Below are 15989 nucleotides of genomic sequence, written 5' to 3'. Positions count from 1 at the left end.
TGTTTGCGGAATCAGAAATCGTGAGGGTCAGAAAACGATGTCACCTTCGATGGTGGTGCGGTAGAGCTTGCGGCGCAGGTGCTCGGGCGTGCCTGCCGCCAGGTGCATGACGGAACGGTTGTCCCAGAACACCATGTCGTGCGCTTGCCAGCGGTGGCGGTAGACGAACTCGTCGCGGGTGCTGTGCGTGAACAGCTCGTCCAGCAGCGCGCGGCTTTCATCCTCGGGCAGGCCGACGATGCGGGTCGTGAAATGCTCGCTGACGAACAGCGCCTGGCGGCCGGTCTCGGGGTGCGTGCGCACCACGGGGTGAACATGCGGCGGCACCTTGGCGATCTGCTCGGGGGTGAGCTTGGGCCGCCAAGGGCTGCGCGCGCGCAGTTCCTCGTACTTGCAGAGGTAGGAATGCTCGGCCCGCAGATGCGCGATGCGCTGCTTGGTCTTTTCCGGCAGCGCTTCATAGGCCGCGTGCTGGTCGGCGAACAGCGTATCGCCCCCCTCGGCTGGCAGTTCCTGCGCGTGCAGCATGGAACCCAGGCTTGGCTTTTCGACGTAAGAGAGGTCCGAGTGCCAGTAGTGCCCGGCGTCACCCAGGCCGATGGGCTGGCCGTTTTCCTTGATGTTGGAGACGATCAGGATTTCCGGATGTCCAGCCAAGGCGAACTGGCTCAGCACATGGATTTGCAAAGGCCCGAAGCGGCGGCTGAACTCCACCTGCTGCGCTGGCGTGATGCGCAGATCGCGAAAGACCAGCACATGGTGGTCCAGATGCGCCTGGTGGATGCGGCGGAAATCCGCATCGGCCAGCGGCTTCGACAAGTCCAGGCCCAGCACCTCGGCGCCCAGGCGGCTGCGCCCGGCCTGCGCGTGAAGCGGGCGAATGTCGATGTTCTGGCGGACAGGCGTGGGGGCCGGTGCGGGCCGGTCCACGGCGGCGGAGAGACTCATGGCGTGACTGCAATGCGATGAAGGCTCGCACTGTAGGCATGCTCAATCCCATTGGGAACGAATTAAAAATTGCTTGTTTATGACGAAATCATCCTTAGAAGCCCAAGCTCCCCGGCCCAGGCCCGCCCGCTGGGCTCAGGTTCTGGCTCAGGTTCTGGCTCAGCTGGCGCTCGGGTCAGGCCCCTGCTCCGGCGGGTTGGCCGCGAAGGTGACCACCAGCACGTCGCGCCAGGCTGGCTGGCTGGGGTCCAGGGGTGTCACGGGGGTCACGCCGTGGAGCACTCGCGCGTCGTCGACGAGGGCCGCGTCGAAAGGATCGGCCAGCGTGAAGCGCGCCAGGGTCTCGCCCGCCTGATCACGGATGCGGGTCTCACCGCCCTGGATGTTGCGCCGCTGGACCAACATCATCCAAACGAAATCCACGCCGTCGCGGTGCACCCCTTCGGGCGTGGGCGTGGCGCCGCTGCGGGCCGCGTCAATGCGGAACTGGTGCACTTCGATGTGCCAGGCCCGCGCGGGCGCGAGCCCGCCAAACAAGTCACGGCAGCAGGACAGCACCGCGCCGAGCACCGGGCCTTGCGCGATGCTGGGCTCCACCGGCGCGAAGTGGCGGGCAATGCCGCCGTTGAGCGGGTTGTAGGCGCGGCTTTGGTAATGCGGGCGGTGCGGCTCTTGGCGCACGGGCCCCGAGGCCGAGGCGCTGAAGGTCGCGTGCCGTCGCTCGCGGTAGCGGCCGCCATCGGCCATGTAGCGGTCGCGCTCCAGGCGATTCCAACTGTCCTGGAACGCCGTCCATTCGCGGTCGGTGAAACCCGTGAGGCCCGCCAACAGCGGGGCGGTGTGCGCTGCGGGCCAGAAGACACAACCGTCGCGCGTGAGGGCCGCACGCGCCTCGGCGAGGAGTCGCGTGTCAGCAGCACCAGCGGCGGCACCCGGTGGCGTCATTGGACGCGCCAATGAGGGCGCAAGTGGAGGCACGATTGGAGGCACCAGCGAGAGTGCCGACGCGGCGGGTTCCGAGTCCATCATCCCCGCACGAACAGCGTGTACAGCGGCTGGTCGCCCACCTGGCGGCTCCAATGACCATGCACTTTGGCGTCGAAGGTCGCGCCCTCGGGCAGCAGGTCCGCAGAATAGAAATGCTCGCCCGGCTTGAAGATGCGCGAGCTACCGTCTTGCAGGCCGATCTCCATCTGCCCGCCGAGGATGAAGCACCACTGCGGCGCGCCCGTGCAGTGGAAGCTGCTGCGAAAGCCCACGGGGCTCATGCGCAGCTGGTAGCCGCCGCTGGCGTAGACCTCCGACAGCATGGACTGCGGCGTGCCCTGGGTGAGCGGCACGCTTTCCTCGCGGAAACGCGCGCGGCCGTCGGTGTCGGTAAAGAGGATGGTCTTGGTGAAGGTGGACATGCGGTTGTGGGGCCAGGGGCCGGTGTACAGGGACAACAGTCCACGATTATCGCCAGCACAGGCGGGGCGCTTTTGTTGAGCATCCGCGCCTAGGCGCCGCCGTGTCGAAAGCACCGCACGACTCAGGCCCAGGAATCCAAATCGCCGGCGAACTGCCCGACCGGCACCCGCGCCGCCGCGTGGACTTCCTCGAGCCGTTCATCGTCATGCAAGGCGGGCTCAGGCAAGTCGACCACTTGCAGCGAACGCCCGGGGCCGTCGGTTACAAGCACATGGGCTGTCATGACTGCTTTCACGCGGGATTCACTCCTGGTCCTGGTCCCGTGTCTTGTCCCGGTCTTCAGGCGCTGGCGGCCTGAACCTTCACCGGCACGCTGCGGCGCACGGCCAAGGCCAGCAATGCCGCCACGAGGCAGGCGCCGCCCGCGACGTAAAGAGCGGGCGTGTAGCTGGCCATCACCGTGCGCGACAGTCCACCGCCCCAGGCCGCCGTGGCGGCGCCGAGCTGGTGGGCCGCGAACACCCAGCCGAACACCATGCCCGCCTTCTGCGGCCCGAAGGCCGCGCCCGTGAGCTTGACCGTGGGCGGCACGGTGGCAATCCAGTCCAGGCCGTAGAACATCGCGAACAGGCCCAGGCCCACGAGCGTGAAACCCGAATGCGGCAGCCAGATCAGCGACAGCCCCCGCAGGCCGTAGTACCAGAACAGCAGCTTGCGGCTGTCGTAACGGTCCGAGAGCCAGCCCGAGGCCACGGTGCCCACGAAATCGAATGCCCCCATCATGGCCAGCACCGAGGCAGCCGGCACCGGACCCAAGCCGAAGTCGCTGCACAGCGAGATGAAGTGCGTCTGGATCAGCCCGTTGGTGGACAGGCCGCAGATGAAGAAGGTGGCGGCCAGCACCCAGAAGGTGCCGCTGCGCGAGGCCTCGGCCAGCACCTTGAAGGGCGTGGCGAAGTTCATGGTCATGGCGGGGGCAGTTGCCTTGGCGGCTTGGTTCTTTGCGCCCTCCTCCGGCGATTCACCGTATGGGCGCAAGCCCAGATCCGACGGACGGTCGCGCACCAGCAGGAAGGCGATCAGGCCGAACAGCACGCTGGCCGCAACCACGGGCCAGACCGCGCTGCGCCAACCCCAGTGCTCGATCATCCAAGCCGCCAGCGGCAGAAAAGCCAGTTGCCCCGTCGCGGCGCTGGCCGTGAGCAGGCCCACCACCAGGCCACGACGTGCCGCGAACCAGCGCGTGGCCACCACCGCGCCCAGCACCAGCGCCGTGAGACCGGTACCCAGACCCAGCATCAAGCTCCAGAGCAGGAAGAGCTGCCACAGCTGCGAGGTGAAGGTCACCAGCGCCATCGCGCCGCCCACCAAGGCCAGGCCCAGGCACATCACCGTGCGCAGGCCCCAGCGTTCCATCAGCACGGCGGCGAAGGGGCCGAGCAGGCCGTAGAGCGCGAAGCGGATGGCCAGCGCGGACGAGACCTGCTGCGTGGTCCAGCCGAACTCGTGCGCCAACGGCAGCAGCATGGCGCCGGGTAGGCCCAGCGCCGCCGACATGGTCAGCATGGTGAGGAAAGTCACGCCGGCCACCAGCCAGCCGTAGTGGATGCCCCGCGAACGCATAGCGGCCGCGACACGGTTGGAAATCATGCAAACACCCCTGTTGTGAAAAGAATGGATGGGAAAGCCATGAAGAAAAACGTCGGTGACTACGGGGCCGTACCGCGCTGATTAATCAGTAGCCCAGCAGCTCAAGCCCTCAACCGGGCGGGCCAGGCTCGGACTCGGGCGCCGCCTCATCGGACCCATCCTCGTCCAGCATGGCCAAGGATTCGTCGATCAGCGCATGCAAGGCCGCAACCCGATCTGGCCCCAGGCGCTCGTTCAGCGCCTCCTGCGCGGCCCGCCAATGACGGCGCGCCTCCTGCCGCTTGGCCAGGCCCTCGGGCGTCAGGCTCACGCTGCGGCTGCGCGCGTCCTCGCCCTCGCTGACCACGACCCAGCCCTGCTCCTGCAGCGGGCGCAGATTGCGCGTGAGCGTGGATGCGTCCATGTGCATCACGCGCGCCAGCTCGCCCGGGCGCACCGGCCCCAGGGACTGGATGTGCGAGAGCAGCGAGTACTGCGTGGTCTTGAGCCCGCTCTTGCCCACCTCGGCGTCGTAGCGCTGCGCGACCACGCGCTGCAGCTCACGCAGCTTCAGGCTGGTGCAGCCCTGAGGTTTGACAAGGTCATTCATGCGGATTATTGTAGATGCAACCATTGCATATGCAACCATCAACCGGAATACCCATGACTTCGACCGAGCCATCCCCCGCCCAGACGCTGGAAAAGTGGCTGGCGCAAGAACGCGCCACCCAGGCCCTGCTGGAACGCAGCGGCCCCGGCGTCGCGCGGCCAGACCAGATCGCGGGCAAGAGCGGCCTGGAGCTGCTACACGCCATGCTGCGCGGCGAACTGCCTTACCCGCCCATCGCGCAAACGCTGAGTTTTCTGTTGCTGGAAGCAGAGGCCGACCGCGCGCTGTTCCAGGGCGCGCCGGGCGCGGCCCACCTCAACCCCATGGGCACCATCCACGGCGGCTGGTACGCCACCCTGCTGGACTCGGCCCTGGGCTGCGCCGTGCAGACCCGGCTGCCGACCGGCCAGGCCTACACCACGGCCGAGCTGGGCCTGAACATCGTCAAGGCCATCAACCCGGCCAAAACCCCGCGCGTGCGCGCCGAAGCCACCGTGCTGCATTGCGGCCGCCAACTCGCCACGGCGCAAGCCCGACTCTACGGCCCCGACGGCACGCTGTACGCGCACGCCACCACGACCTGCCTGGTGTTCGAACACCGCGCGGGTTGAAACCGACACACAAGGAAGAACCATGCATCCGCACTCGTCACGTCGCCGCGTCGTCATCACCGGCCTCGGCATCGTCAGCCCCGTGGGCAACACGGTGGACCAAGCCTGGGCCAACGTGATCGCCGGCCGCTCGGGCATCGCGCCCATCACCCGCTTCGACGCCTCGGGCTTCAGCACGCGCTTCGCCGGCGAGGTGAAGGACTTCGACGTCGCGCCCTACATCCCGGCCAAGGAAGCGCGCCACATGGACCGCTTCATCCACTACGGCCTGGCGGCGGCCGTCCAGGCCGTGCAGGACGCGGGCCTGCCCACCGGCGATGCCCTGAGCGAGGAAGCCGCCGAACGCATCGGCACCCTGATCGGCTCCGGCATCGGCGGCCTGCCCACCATCGAGGACGCGCACCTCGAATACATGGAGCGCGGGCCACGCCGCATCTCGCCCTTCTTCGTGCCCACCTCCATCATCAACATGATCTCGGGCCACGTCTCCATCCGCTACGGCTTCACCGGCCCCAACCTGGCCATCGTGACCGCCTGCACCACCGGCCTGCACTGCATCGGCGAGGCAGGCCGCCTGATCGAGTACGGCGACGTGGACGTGATGGTCGCGGGCGGTTCCGAAAGCCAGATCACGCCCCTGGGCCTGGGCGGCTTCGCCTCGGCCAAGGCCCTGTCCACCCGCAACGACGACCCCGCCGCCGCCTCCCGCCCCTGGGACCGGGACCGCGACGGCTTCGTGCTCGGTGAAGGCGCGGGCGTGGTGGTGCTGGAGGAATACGAACACGCCAAGAAGCGCGGCGCAAAAATCTACGCTGAACTGGCCGGCTTCGGCATGTCCAGCGACGCGTACCACATCACCCTGCCCAACGTCTCCGGCCCGGCCCGCTCCATGAAGGCCGCACTGCGCAACGCGGGCCTCAACCCCGACGAGGTGCAGTACCTCAACGCCCACGGCACCTCCACCCCGCCGGGCGACCTCAACGAAACGCGGGCCATCAAGCAGGCCTTTGGCGAACACGCGCACCGGCTCGTCGTCAGCTCCACCAAGTCCATGACCGGCCACCTGCTCGGCAGCGCGGGCGGCGTGGAAACCGTCTTCACCGTGCTGGCGCTGCACCACCAGATCGCGCCGCCCACCATCAACCTGGACCACCCCGACCCGGAATGCGACCTGGACTACAACGCCCACCAGGCGCGCGCGATGAAGATCGACGTGGCCGTGAAGAACAACTTCGGATTTGGGGGCACCAACGGCACGCTGGTGCTGCGGCGGGTGTGACGAAGCAGGCCGTGCGGACGCTCCCTACCTGAACGCCCGGGCGACGCACCAGCCCCCGAAGGCCAGCATGGGCAGAAAGGTCAAGATCATGCCCACGGCCCGGGGCAAGCCCCAGCCTTTCAAGACCAGAATGGCGGCGTGCATCAGTCGCCCCACCAGCAGGCCGATGCCACCTGCCAAAAGCAGCCACTGCGGCGCCTGTGCCAGCTCCGCCCCGGCCATCGCGAGAAGCACGATGGGCACGTTTTCCGTGTAGTTGGCATGGGCGCGCATCCTGCGCAACAGCGTTTGATCGCCCCCATCCAGGAACTGAATGTTGGTCTGCACCCTGCGATAACCAACCCTGACCGTGAGCGGCACCTGGATGAGTGCGAAGAGGCCGATGAAAAAGACCGTCGCGGGAATCGTCATGTCAGCTCCAAGTTGAAGTTTCTTGGGTTTCCCCACCGAGCCGAGCGAGCGACCGGTAGCAAAGGTCAATCAAGCTTCTTCTCCGAAAGAAATTTGGATACAAGGTCGGCAATCTGGACATTGTTCAGGTCGGACATCAGGAAGTGCGTGTTGCCACGGATGCCGATTTGCGGAAGGTGCACCAGGCGCGCGTCACCGCCGTGCCTGTTGATGGCATCCACCCAGAGGCGCGCCATGGCGAGACGCACACGCCAGTTGTCCTGGCCACGCTCCGTGGTTGGCTCGACCGGAAAGTTGTCGCCGTAGTAGATGACGATGGGAATCCGGGTGAGTTTCTGGAAGTCCGACAATGGCACCGCCTCGGGCGACAGCGTGCCGGCGGCACTCGGCATCGCCGATGGCATTTCGCCTTGAGGGAAGATGAAGCCGCTGCCCGGCTCAAAGGCGACGATGGCCTTGACGTTGGGACTCTTGATCGCCGTCAGCCAGCCCGGACCACCGCCCTGGGAGTGAGTGAACAGAATCGCCGGGCCGGTCTTGGCGAACAGTGCCGACATGGCATCAGAGATCACGTCTGCGTTGTAGGGACCGGTGTTGGGCGTAACCGAGCGGAAGAATTGCTCCAGCGTCTCTGGCGTGCGGTCAAACTGCACGTTGTCGAAGTAGCTGGGCCACTTGCCGAGCCGGAATTGGTCAAAGAAGAGCTGGTCGTAAGGCGTTGGCTCGGTCGTTGTGGCGATGGTGCTATTGCCGGCACGTCCGCGGCGCGGCTGATCAACCAGATAGACCGGGAAGCCGCGACGCAGGAACAAGGTCTGGAAGCCCTCTCGACCGTCCGACGTTGTCTCCCAACTGCGTGCCGATTGGAAGGCGCCATGCAGCATCACGATGGGCAGGGGTTTCGGGTTCTGCGGGACCTGATAGAAGGCGTAGAGATGATCGCCGTGGAAACTCTGCCCCGCAGTCGTGGGCTTGTTGTTGTCATAGTTGCCAGGGGTTACCTGAACCGTGCCACCCGCAGCGAAGCTGCCTTGGGCCTTGATCATCAAAGGACCTGAGTTGCTGGAACTCATCGCACAGCCGCTCAGCAGGCTCGCCATGGCCATGGCAGCGCTGAACAGGATGGGGGTGGTGTTCATGTTCAACCTTTCGATGCGGCAGCAAGAGCTAGTGTGAGTGCTTCTCTCGCGCGGTCGGCGGCTTCTGGACCAACGCCGTCGGCCAGCGCCTGTGCCAGCTGTCGCAGTTGGGAGGCACTCAAGCCGACGCGCAGGCTGGCGCGCATGTGCGAGCGCAACTGCGCCTCCGCGCCCGGGGTGGCGGCGAGCGCGCCGACCGTGGCCAGCTCGCGGCTTTGCCAGTCGAGGTTGTCGCGCTCGAAGATGTCACCGAACAGATGAGTCTGCAGGAACTGGTTGATGACGGGCACGAAGTCGAACACCGGGCCTTGAACCGGACCGCCGGAAATCTCTGTCTGGTTCGCCCTGCCGGCCACGACCAGTTCGTGGCCAGTGGCAATGGCTCGACTGGGTTCACGGCCTGGTGCGTCCTGGATGCCTCGCTGCTTGCGAGCCTCCACGACCTTCAGCAATTCACCAATTGCGTTGAGGCTGCGTGGGAATCCGGCATATGCGTAGAGTTGCACCAGGATTTCCTTGGCCTCACCGACGGTCAATCCCGCATCCAGTCCCCGGTTCAGCGCGGTGTTCAGCCTGGGCATATCACTGATCGCCACGAAGGCAGCAATCAGCGGAATGGCTTGTTGCCTGGCGCTCAGAACCTCGGACGAAGCTTGCGAGCGTAGCGCTGCTTTCAACCTCTCGCCGGCCTGGGTTGCAAGCCCGGTACTGTCCAAGGCGGTTTGGTAGTCCTGATCGCTGACCTTGACCTCCCAGGTGACAGAGACACCGTTTTCCTTCTCGGCGATGGCGACATGCGTCATCGAACTGTCGGCTCCCGCGCCATGCCAATGACGCACATTGGCGGGAATGGTGACGACGTCGCCTGGACGGATGACTTGAGCCGGATGTCCTTGCTGCTGGACCAGGCCCAGTCCGGCGGTGACGATCAAGGTTTGGCCCAGGGGATGGGTGTGCCATGCTGTCCGTGCTCCGGGCGCGAAGGTCACGGTAGCACCACCCGCTTTGCCTGGCGGCAAGGCCTGAAATGGCGAGCTGATGCTGACGCTACCGGTAAAGGTCTCTGCGGAGCCCGTGGCGACAGGCTGTGAAGATGCGGAGCGCACCTCGACGATGGGCGCAACGGTGGTTGCTGTAGGGGACTGCGCAACGGCGGCTGTTGCAGCGCCACTCAGGGCCATGCAGAGAGCTGTTTTCACGAAAGCGCTTCCTGTTGTTGGGTTTGACTGCGCCGTTGCGGCAGGACGATGAAGCACCAGGACACCATCAGTGCCAGGCCGAGCAGAACGGCGGCGACATCCATGACCGCCGCGATTTGGTGAGCGAGGGTCGCGCTGTCATGAGCGCCGACAGGTGCGGCACTGGCGAAGACAAGCACGAGCACACCGAGCCCCAAGGCGCCGCCCAGTTGGTGCGCGACATTGACGAGACCCGAGGCGGCACCGGCGTCTTCGCGCGCGACCCCCATCACGCCTGCCGCAGTCAGCGGACCCAAGAGCAGACCCTGGCCCAGACCGATGAGAACCATGGGCGGTGCGATGCCCGTCCAGTAGCTTGAGTGGGCGTCGGCCTGGCCCAGCCAGAACAGGCCCACAACGCCGAGCAGCAGACCGACGAGGAGCAAGCGCTCGTTGCCAAAGCGACGGGCCAGCTTGGGCACGACCATCGCGGAGGCGAAGTTGGGCAAGGTGACGGGCAAGAAGGCCAGACCTGCTTGCAGGGGCCTCAGATGGAGCACGCCCTGCAAGAACTGCGTGGAGAAAAACCAAAACCCCACGGAGCCGCCGAGGAAGAGCATGCGAGCCAGGTAAGCACCCGCGCGCTCGCGGCTGGCCAGAAGACGCAGCGGCAAGATGGGCTGGCTGACGCGGCGCTCGATCCAGACGAAGGCGGCAGTCATCAACACACCGCCAGCCAGGGCGGCCTGCGCGGGGGCATCGTTCCAGCCCGAGTCGGCCGCGCGCACCAGGCCGTAGACCAGCGCCGTCATGCCGAGTGTCGAGGTGACGGCGCCGGTTACGTCGAACCGCCCCGAATGCCTCGGAGTCTCATCGATGTGCCGCCTGGCGGTCACGATCAGCAGCAGACCGATGGGCAAATTGATGAAGAAGCCCGCGCGCCAGGACAACAAATCAGCGAACAGACCGCCCAGCACCAATCCCAACGTGGCCCCCACTCCCGCCGCAGCGGCATACAGGGAGAGTGCGCGGGTACGCGCCGGACCTTCGGCAAAATGGGTGGAGAGCAGCGCCAGCGTTGACGGCGCCAGCACAGCGGCGCCGACGCCCTGGATGGCGCGTGCTATGAGCAGCCAACTCACCGAGGGTGCGAAGCCAATCGCCACCGAAGCCGCAGTGAACAGCGACAGGCCCACGATGAACATCCGCCGCCTGCCCAGGATGTCTCCTGCGCGGGCGCCCAACAGCAGCAACCCACCAAAGGCCAATGTGTAGGCATTGGTCACCCAGGACAGCTGGGCCGAAGTGAACCCCAGGGCTGCCTGGATGCGTGGCAAACCCGTGATGACGATGGAAATGTCCACCACGATCATCAGGTAACTGGCGACGATGATGGCCAGGACAGTGTTGGCGCTGCGTGACGGCAGCTGTGTTCCGGAGACAGTCATGATCACTCTCAGATATCCAGCTTACGTTCGGACATCCACTTGACGATGGCCGGATCACGGTGCGAGAAGAAGCTGCTCGTGTTGGTGTCGAGCGTCGCGATGCGGGCCATGTCGGCATCGTCGAGCGCGAAGTCGAAGATCGCGATGTTCTCGGCCATGCGCTCCTTGCGCACCGACTTCGCCAGGGCGACGATCCCTCTTTGCACCAGCCAGCGCAGCACGACCTGTCCGACTGACTTGCCATGGCGTTTAGCGATGGCCAGCAGCGCTTCGTTCTGGAAGAGCCCGTTGCGCCCCTCCGCAAAAGGCGCCCAGGCTTCGGCCTGCACGCCGATTTCATTCATGAAGGGGACGCTCTCCAACTGCTGCTGAAAGGGGTTGACTTCGACCTGATTGACCATCGGCGCAATCTCGTTGAATGCCTTGATGTCCATCAAGCGATCCGGATGGAAGTTGCTCACGCCGATGGCACGCAGCTTGCCGGCACGGTGTGCGTCTTCCATCGCGCGCCAGGAGCCATGGACATCACCGAAGGGTTGGTGGATCAAGTAAAGATCCAGATAGTCGAGCTGCAATCGGCGCAGGGACTTCTCGATGGCCTGTTGCGTGCTCTCGTAGCCGGTCTCCTGCACCCAGAGCTTGCTGGTGACGAAGAGCTGCTCACGCGCCATGCCACTGGACCGCAGGCCTTTGCCAACCGCCTCTTCGTTCATGTACGAGGCGGCAGTGTCGATCAGCCGATAGCCAACCTCGATAGCGTCGACGACGCTGCGCTGGCATTCGTTGGAGTCCGCAATCTGGAAGACGCCGTAGCCAACGATAGGCATCTGGAGGCCGTTGTTCAGGATGACGTGTTGCATAGCTCGCTGCCTTTGGTGGTTCGTTGGATCGAACTTTAGGCGCGCCACTGACATCTGAATAGTGACATAAAGGTTGATTTATTCGCATTAAATTGATGACAATAGAGTCAGAGCAGGAGGCGCTCCATGGCAATCAACGAACTTCGGTCCGTCACGACCTTCATCAAGGCAGCAGAGTTGGGCAGCCTGCGCAAAGCAGCCCTGGAGCTGGGCATCAGTCCCCAGGCGGCAAGCAAGGCGCTGGCCCAGTTGGAGACGCATCTGGACGCCCGCTTGTTCCATCGCACGACCCGCGTGATGTCGCTGACCGATGCGGGGCATCGCCTGCTCGAAGACGTGCAGCCGTCCGTGCTGGGGATGCAGCGAGCGCTGCAGGCGGCCAGGTCGGCCAAGGACGAGTTTGCTGGCCCCCTGCGCATCACGGGGCCGCGCACGACGTTCCAGCCCATTGTCTGGCGGTTGGTGGAGGAGTTTTGCGACCTGCATCCAGGCATACAGCCGGATGTGCTGCTGGATGATCGGATCGGCAACTGGGTGGAGGATCGGGTGGATGTCGGTTTTCGCCTCGGGCCCTCACCCCATGAAGGCGTCATCGCCCGGCGGCTGTTTCCGGTGCAGATGCCGATTTGCGGCGCGCCCTCGTATTTCCAGCGGCATGGAGTACCCGATTCCCTGGCCGACCTTGCCTCGCATCGCTGCAGCGCTTATCGGCACCCGAGCACGGGCAAGGTTCTTCCGTGGCGCGTGAAGCTCGGCGACCAGGCGGCGGATCAACCTGTCGTGCCGGCGATTTGCAGCAACGACGAGCTGTTTGAATTGCAGGCCGTCCTGGCCGGCAAGGTTCTCGGGCAACTCGCCGGCGTGACGGCGGCACCCTATATCCGTTCAGGCCAGTTGGTTCCCATCCTCGTCGACCACATGCCCAACTACGCGAACTACTTCGTCTATTTCGGCAACAGGTCGTCGCAGCCGGCTCGTACCCGTGCGTTCATCGATTTGGCGGTTCAACGACTCCACGACAAATCGGAATACGTGCTTAGCGAGAAGGAGCTACGCACGGCCCAACCACGCCGTCGCTCCGGTAAGTGACACAACTTGCCTGCTGGGCGCCTTGATGCTCCGTGGCGTAGATGGGCACGCACTTCGCGAGGTCCTTTTGCAGTTGGTGCCACTTCGCGCTTCGTCGGCGCCGAAATATTTCCCGGTAACCCCACCCGCTTTCCCCCTACGCGCTATGCTGCGCGCCTGTTTTTAGGCTTCCAATCCAGGGAATTCCTCTCATGCGCCTCCTCCACACCATGCTGCGCGTCGGCGACCTGCAGCGCTCCATCGATTTCTACACGAAGGTCCTCGGCATGAACTTGCTGCGCCGGTCCGAGAACCCGGAGTACAAGTACTCGCTGGCGTTCATCGGCTACGGCAACGGCAATCCGGACCAGGCCGAGATCGAGCTGACCTACAACTGGGGTGTTGAAAAGTATGAAATGGGCGGAGCCTACGGGCACATCGCCATCGGCGTGCCAGACGCCTACGCGGCCTGCGAGAAGATCAAGGCGGCGGGAGGCAATGTCACGCGTGAGCCGGGCCCGGTCAAGGGCGGCACGACGGTGATCGCCTTCGTGACGGACCCGGACGGCTACAAGGTGGAACTGATCCAGCGCGCCGAATACGCCGCGGGCGCCGGGCTGCGCTGAGTGGCACCCGCCGGGTCAGCCGCGTTGGCCCGCTTCGGAGTGCACGCGCACGCTACCCGCCCTGCCCGACTCACGCTAGGATGAGGGCTGGCCAGCGGCTTGCGCCGGCCAGCCCCCTGCGAGGTTCCGCCCCTTGAAAGCAACCACCCTGCTTCAGCACGCCCTGGCCTCGACCGCGTCCGAGCCCGAGGTGCTGCACGACTGGCGCGCACGCATTCTCTCCACCATCCTGGCCTTCGTCGCAGTACTGGGCGTGCTGACGGCGGCGCCTGGCATTTGGCTGGCCGCGCAGCAAGGCCTGTGGGGCATCGCGTGGGTGGACTTGATCGCCCTCGTCTGGGTGCTGGTGCTGTGGCGGTCCCAGCGCCTGAGTTACCTGGCACGCACCTGGAACCTGCTGGCCCTGATCTACCTGATCGGCGTCTGGTTCCTGTTCTACGTCGGCCCCGTCAGTCAGATCTACCTGATCGCCTTTCCGGTCATGGCGGCGCTGCTGCTGGGCCTACGCCCGGCCTTGTTCGCGCTGGCGGTGAACGCCGTCACGTTGATGACCATCGGCTACTTGGGCAACACCGACTTGCACGTCGCTGGCTTTGACGAACGTCCCTTCGTCGAGTGGGTGGTCATCACCGTCAACTTCCTGTTCATCAACGCCGTCATCACCCTGTCCTGCGCGGTGCTGCTGCAGCAACTGGAACGCTCGCTGGAGCGCCAGCGGGATTTCGCCTTGTCGCTGAAAGAGGGACAGGACGATCTGCGGCGCGTGAACACCGAGCTGCAGCACACGGCCCAGGCCCTGAACCGGCTGGCCTACTACGACGAGCTCACGGGCCTGCCCAACCGCCGCCTCTTGATCGACCGTCTCAACCAGGCCCAGGCCAGCGCGCGGCGCGGCACCCAGGGGGGCACCCTGCTCTACCTGGACTTGGACCGATTCAAGAACATCAATGACGCGCGCGGCCACGCCGCCGGCGACGCCCTGCTGGTCGCGGTGGCGAAGCGCCTGAGCGGGCTGCTGCGCGAGGAAGACACGGTGGCGCGCCTGGGCGGCGATGAATTCGTGATCCTCTCGCCGCACAGCCCGATGGACGCGCAAGGCGAGGCCCGCGCCGCGCGCGTGGTGGCGGACAAGGTGCGGGAGTCCTTCGGACAGCCCTTCATGCTCGATGGGCAGCCCTACAGCACCCACGCCAGCATCGGCGTGGTGGTGTTGGGCGGCATGGCCCAGGGTGCCGAGGAACTGCTGCGCGACGCGGACACGGCCATGTACCGCGCCAAGTCCGCGGGCCGCAACCGCGTCGCGTATTTCGAGGCGGGCATGCAACAAGAGGTGGAAGACAAGCTCAAGCTCGAGCACGACCTGATGCATGCGATCACGCAGGACCAACTGGCGCTGCACCTGCAATCCCAGGTCGACGCGGTGGGCGCGATCGTGGGCGTCGAACTCCTGCTGCGCTGGACCCACCCCACGCTGGGCGCCATCCCGCCCTCGCGCTTCATCCCCATCGCCGAGGAAAGCAATCTGATCCTCAACCTGGGGGACTGGGTGCTGGAACAAGGCTGCCGCATCCAGCGTCAGTTGCGTGAGGCGGGCCATCCGGTGCCGGTGTCCATCAACGTCAGCCCGCAGCAATTCCACCAACCTGATTTCGTGGAACATGCCTTGGCCTTGCTGGACCGGCAGCACGCCGACCCCACGCAACTGATCTTTGAAGTCACCGAAGGGCTGCTGCTGGACGATCTGGAGCAGACCATCGAGCGCATGGAAGCGCTGGCCGAACGCGGCATCCGCTTTTCGATCGACGACTTCGGCACCGGTTACTCCAGCCTGGCCTACCTCAAGCGCTTGCCCTTGCACGAGCTGAAGATCGACCGCAGCTTCATCACCGACACGCCGCACGATCCGGGCGACACGGCCATCGTCGAGATGATCCTGTCCATGGCACGCCACCTTGAACTCAAGGTGGTCGCCGAGGGCGTGGAAACACGCGCCCAGTCGGACTTCCTTTCCTCTCACGGCTGCACGGCGCAGCAAGGCTACCTGCACGCCAAGCCACAACCGCTGGACCGCTGGCTGGCCCATGGGGGCCGACTCGGTCCGACCTGAACCAGAATTTCCCGCGCATGACCGCCACCTGGCCCCGCCCCTTGCGTGACCCGGCTCCCTTGCTCGCGCGCGCGCTGCGCGAATGGTCGGAGCACCACCCCGAGCACGGTCCCCACCAAGGCGATTTCTGGCTGTTCGGCTATGGCTCACTGATCTGGCGGCCGGACTTCGACTACACCGAGCGCCGCATGGCCCGGGTGCGCGGCTGGCACCGCGCGCTCAAGATGTGGAGCCGCATCAACCGCGGCACGGTCGAGTTGCCGGGCCTGGTCTTCGCCCTGCTGTCCGGCGGCAGCTGCCAGGGCGTGGTCTACCGAATCGCGCGCAAGCAAGCCCCCGCCACCTTGACTCAACTCTGGCAACGCGAGATGCCCACAGGCGTCTACGACCCACGCTGGATGCACTGCGAGACGCCGCATGGCCCCGTACAGGCCCTGGCCTTCACCTTGTCACGGCGCAGCCCCAACTACACCGGCAACCTGAGCGCGCAACAGTACGAACACATCTTCAAGAACGCGCGCGGCATCTACGGCAGCACCCAGGACTACGCCTTGCAGACACTGGAGAGCCTGCGCGCCCACGGCATACGAGACCGGGCGTTGGAGGCGTTGCTGAAACACGCGCCGAGAAACACACCCTGAAACTTGGCGCAGGGCGGCCTGACG

Annotated in this window: 17 protein-coding genes; 6 read left to right on the top strand and 11 right to left on the bottom strand. The window is 65.5% G+C overall.

The annotated features are described in order from the left end of the window. Positions 1–27: 27 nt before the first annotated feature. The 6 genes from HGR_RS07530 to HGR_RS07510 form a co-directional block, all read right to left on the bottom strand. Positions 28–948 carry a TauD/TfdA dioxygenase family protein gene (locus tag HGR_RS07530; protein ID WP_006297583.1) on the bottom strand — a complete coding sequence of 307 codons (921 nt, stop codon included), beginning with the start codon at positions 946–948 and terminating at the stop codon, positions 28–30. A 159-nt stretch (positions 949–1107) separates the two neighbouring features. Then, positions 1108–1893 (bottom strand): 2OG-Fe dioxygenase family protein, encoded by a 786-nt coding sequence (locus tag HGR_RS07525; protein ID WP_006297582.1) that lies wholly within the window; start codon positions 1891–1893, stop codon positions 1108–1110. A gap of 80 nt (positions 1894–1973) precedes the next feature. Then, a complete protein-coding gene (locus tag HGR_RS07520; RefSeq protein ID WP_039852854.1) occupies positions 1974–2357 on the bottom strand; it encodes a cupin domain-containing protein in 384 nt (127 codons plus the stop codon). A 122-nt stretch (positions 2358–2479) separates the two neighbouring features. Next, entirely contained in the window at positions 2480–2653 is a 174-nt protein-coding gene (locus HGR_RS17540) for a hypothetical protein (protein WP_169312685.1), read from the bottom strand. Positions 2654–2697: 44 nt separating this feature from the next. Then, positions 2698–4008 (bottom strand): MFS transporter, encoded by a 1311-nt coding sequence (locus HGR_RS07515; RefSeq protein ID WP_039852789.1) that lies wholly within the window; start codon positions 4006–4008, stop codon positions 2698–2700. A gap of 109 nt (positions 4009–4117) precedes the next feature. After that, complete coding sequence (locus HGR_RS07510; RefSeq protein WP_006297578.1) at positions 4118–4597, bottom strand: MarR family winged helix-turn-helix transcriptional regulator; 480 nt, start codon at positions 4595–4597, stop codon at positions 4118–4120. A 53-nt stretch (positions 4598–4650) separates the two neighbouring features. On the opposite strand from HGR_RS07510, the gene HGR_RS07505 reads away from it, so the two are divergent. Together HGR_RS07505 and fabF are read left to right on the top strand one after the other, a co-directional pair. Next, entirely contained in the window at positions 4651–5208 is a 558-nt protein-coding gene (locus HGR_RS07505) for a PaaI family thioesterase (RefSeq protein ID WP_006297577.1), read from the top strand. Positions 5209–5230: 22 nt separating this feature from the next. After that, complete coding sequence (gene fabF / locus HGR_RS07500) at positions 5231–6487, top strand: beta-ketoacyl-ACP synthase II (protein ID WP_006297576.1); 1257 nt, start codon at positions 5231–5233, stop codon at positions 6485–6487. 24 nt (positions 6488–6511) lie between these two features. Here the strand turns inward: fabF and HGR_RS07495 are convergent, their stop codons facing one another. Genes HGR_RS07495 through HGR_RS07475 form a run of 5 tightly spaced genes read right to left on the bottom strand, consistent with a single transcriptional unit; the run spans position 6512 to position 11523 of the window. Further along, a complete protein-coding gene (locus HGR_RS07495; RefSeq protein WP_237701388.1) occupies positions 6512–6967 on the bottom strand; it encodes an MAPEG family protein in 456 nt (151 codons plus the stop codon). Continuing rightward, entirely contained in the window at positions 6964–8037 is a 1074-nt protein-coding gene (locus HGR_RS07490) for an alpha/beta hydrolase (RefSeq protein WP_006297574.1), read from the bottom strand. Before HGR_RS07490 ends, HGR_RS07495 begins: the two co-directional genes overlap by 4 nt. A 2-nt stretch (positions 8038–8039) precedes the next feature. After that, the gene (locus tag HGR_RS07485; RefSeq protein WP_039852786.1) at positions 8040–9236 is read right to left on the bottom strand and encodes a (R)-mandelonitrile lyase; all 1197 of its coding nucleotides are present in this window, start codon (positions 9234–9236) and stop codon (positions 8040–8042) included. Next, the gene (locus tag HGR_RS07480; RefSeq protein ID WP_039852850.1) at positions 9233–10663 is read right to left on the bottom strand and encodes an MFS transporter; all 1431 of its coding nucleotides are present in this window, start codon (positions 10661–10663) and stop codon (positions 9233–9235) included. The genes HGR_RS07485 and HGR_RS07480 overlap by 4 nt, the downstream gene beginning before the upstream one ends. Before the next feature lie 8 nt (positions 10664–10671). Then, on the bottom strand, positions 10672–11523 hold the full coding sequence (locus HGR_RS07475) for an aldo/keto reductase (RefSeq protein WP_006297571.1): 852 nt from the start codon (positions 11521–11523) through the stop codon (positions 10672–10674). A gap of 126 nt (positions 11524–11649) precedes the next feature. Here HGR_RS07475 and HGR_RS07470 point away from each other — a divergent pair, with 126 nt between their 5' ends. The 4 genes from HGR_RS07470 to HGR_RS07455 all read left to right on the top strand — a co-directional run bounded on the left by HGR_RS07470 (position 11650) and on the right by HGR_RS07455 (position 15965). Next, entirely contained in the window at positions 11650–12612 is a 963-nt protein-coding gene (locus HGR_RS07470) for a LysR family transcriptional regulator (protein ID WP_006297570.1), read from the top strand. 191 nt (positions 12613–12803) lie between these two features. Then, positions 12804–13217, top strand: a complete 414-nt coding sequence (gloA, locus tag HGR_RS07465; RefSeq protein WP_006297569.1) for a lactoylglutathione lyase — start codon at positions 12804–12806, stop codon at positions 13215–13217. 133 nt (positions 13218–13350) lie between these two features. After that, positions 13351–15324 (top strand): putative bifunctional diguanylate cyclase/phosphodiesterase, encoded by a 1974-nt coding sequence (locus HGR_RS07460; protein WP_006297568.1) that lies wholly within the window; start codon positions 13351–13353, stop codon positions 15322–15324. A gap of 17 nt (positions 15325–15341) precedes the next feature. Beyond that, positions 15342–15965, top strand: a complete 624-nt coding sequence (locus HGR_RS07455) for a gamma-glutamylcyclotransferase (RefSeq protein WP_006297567.1) — start codon at positions 15342–15344, stop codon at positions 15963–15965. Positions 15966–15989: the final 24 nt, after the last annotated feature.

This window comes from Hylemonella gracilis ATCC 19624 (assembly GCF_000211835.1).
GTDB classification, from domain to species: domain Bacteria; phylum Pseudomonadota; class Gammaproteobacteria; order Burkholderiales; family Burkholderiaceae_C; genus Hylemonella; species Hylemonella gracilis.
The sequence above is the reverse complement of the archived record's forward strand: the minus strand, read 5'-3'. Positions and strand labels throughout refer to the sequence as shown.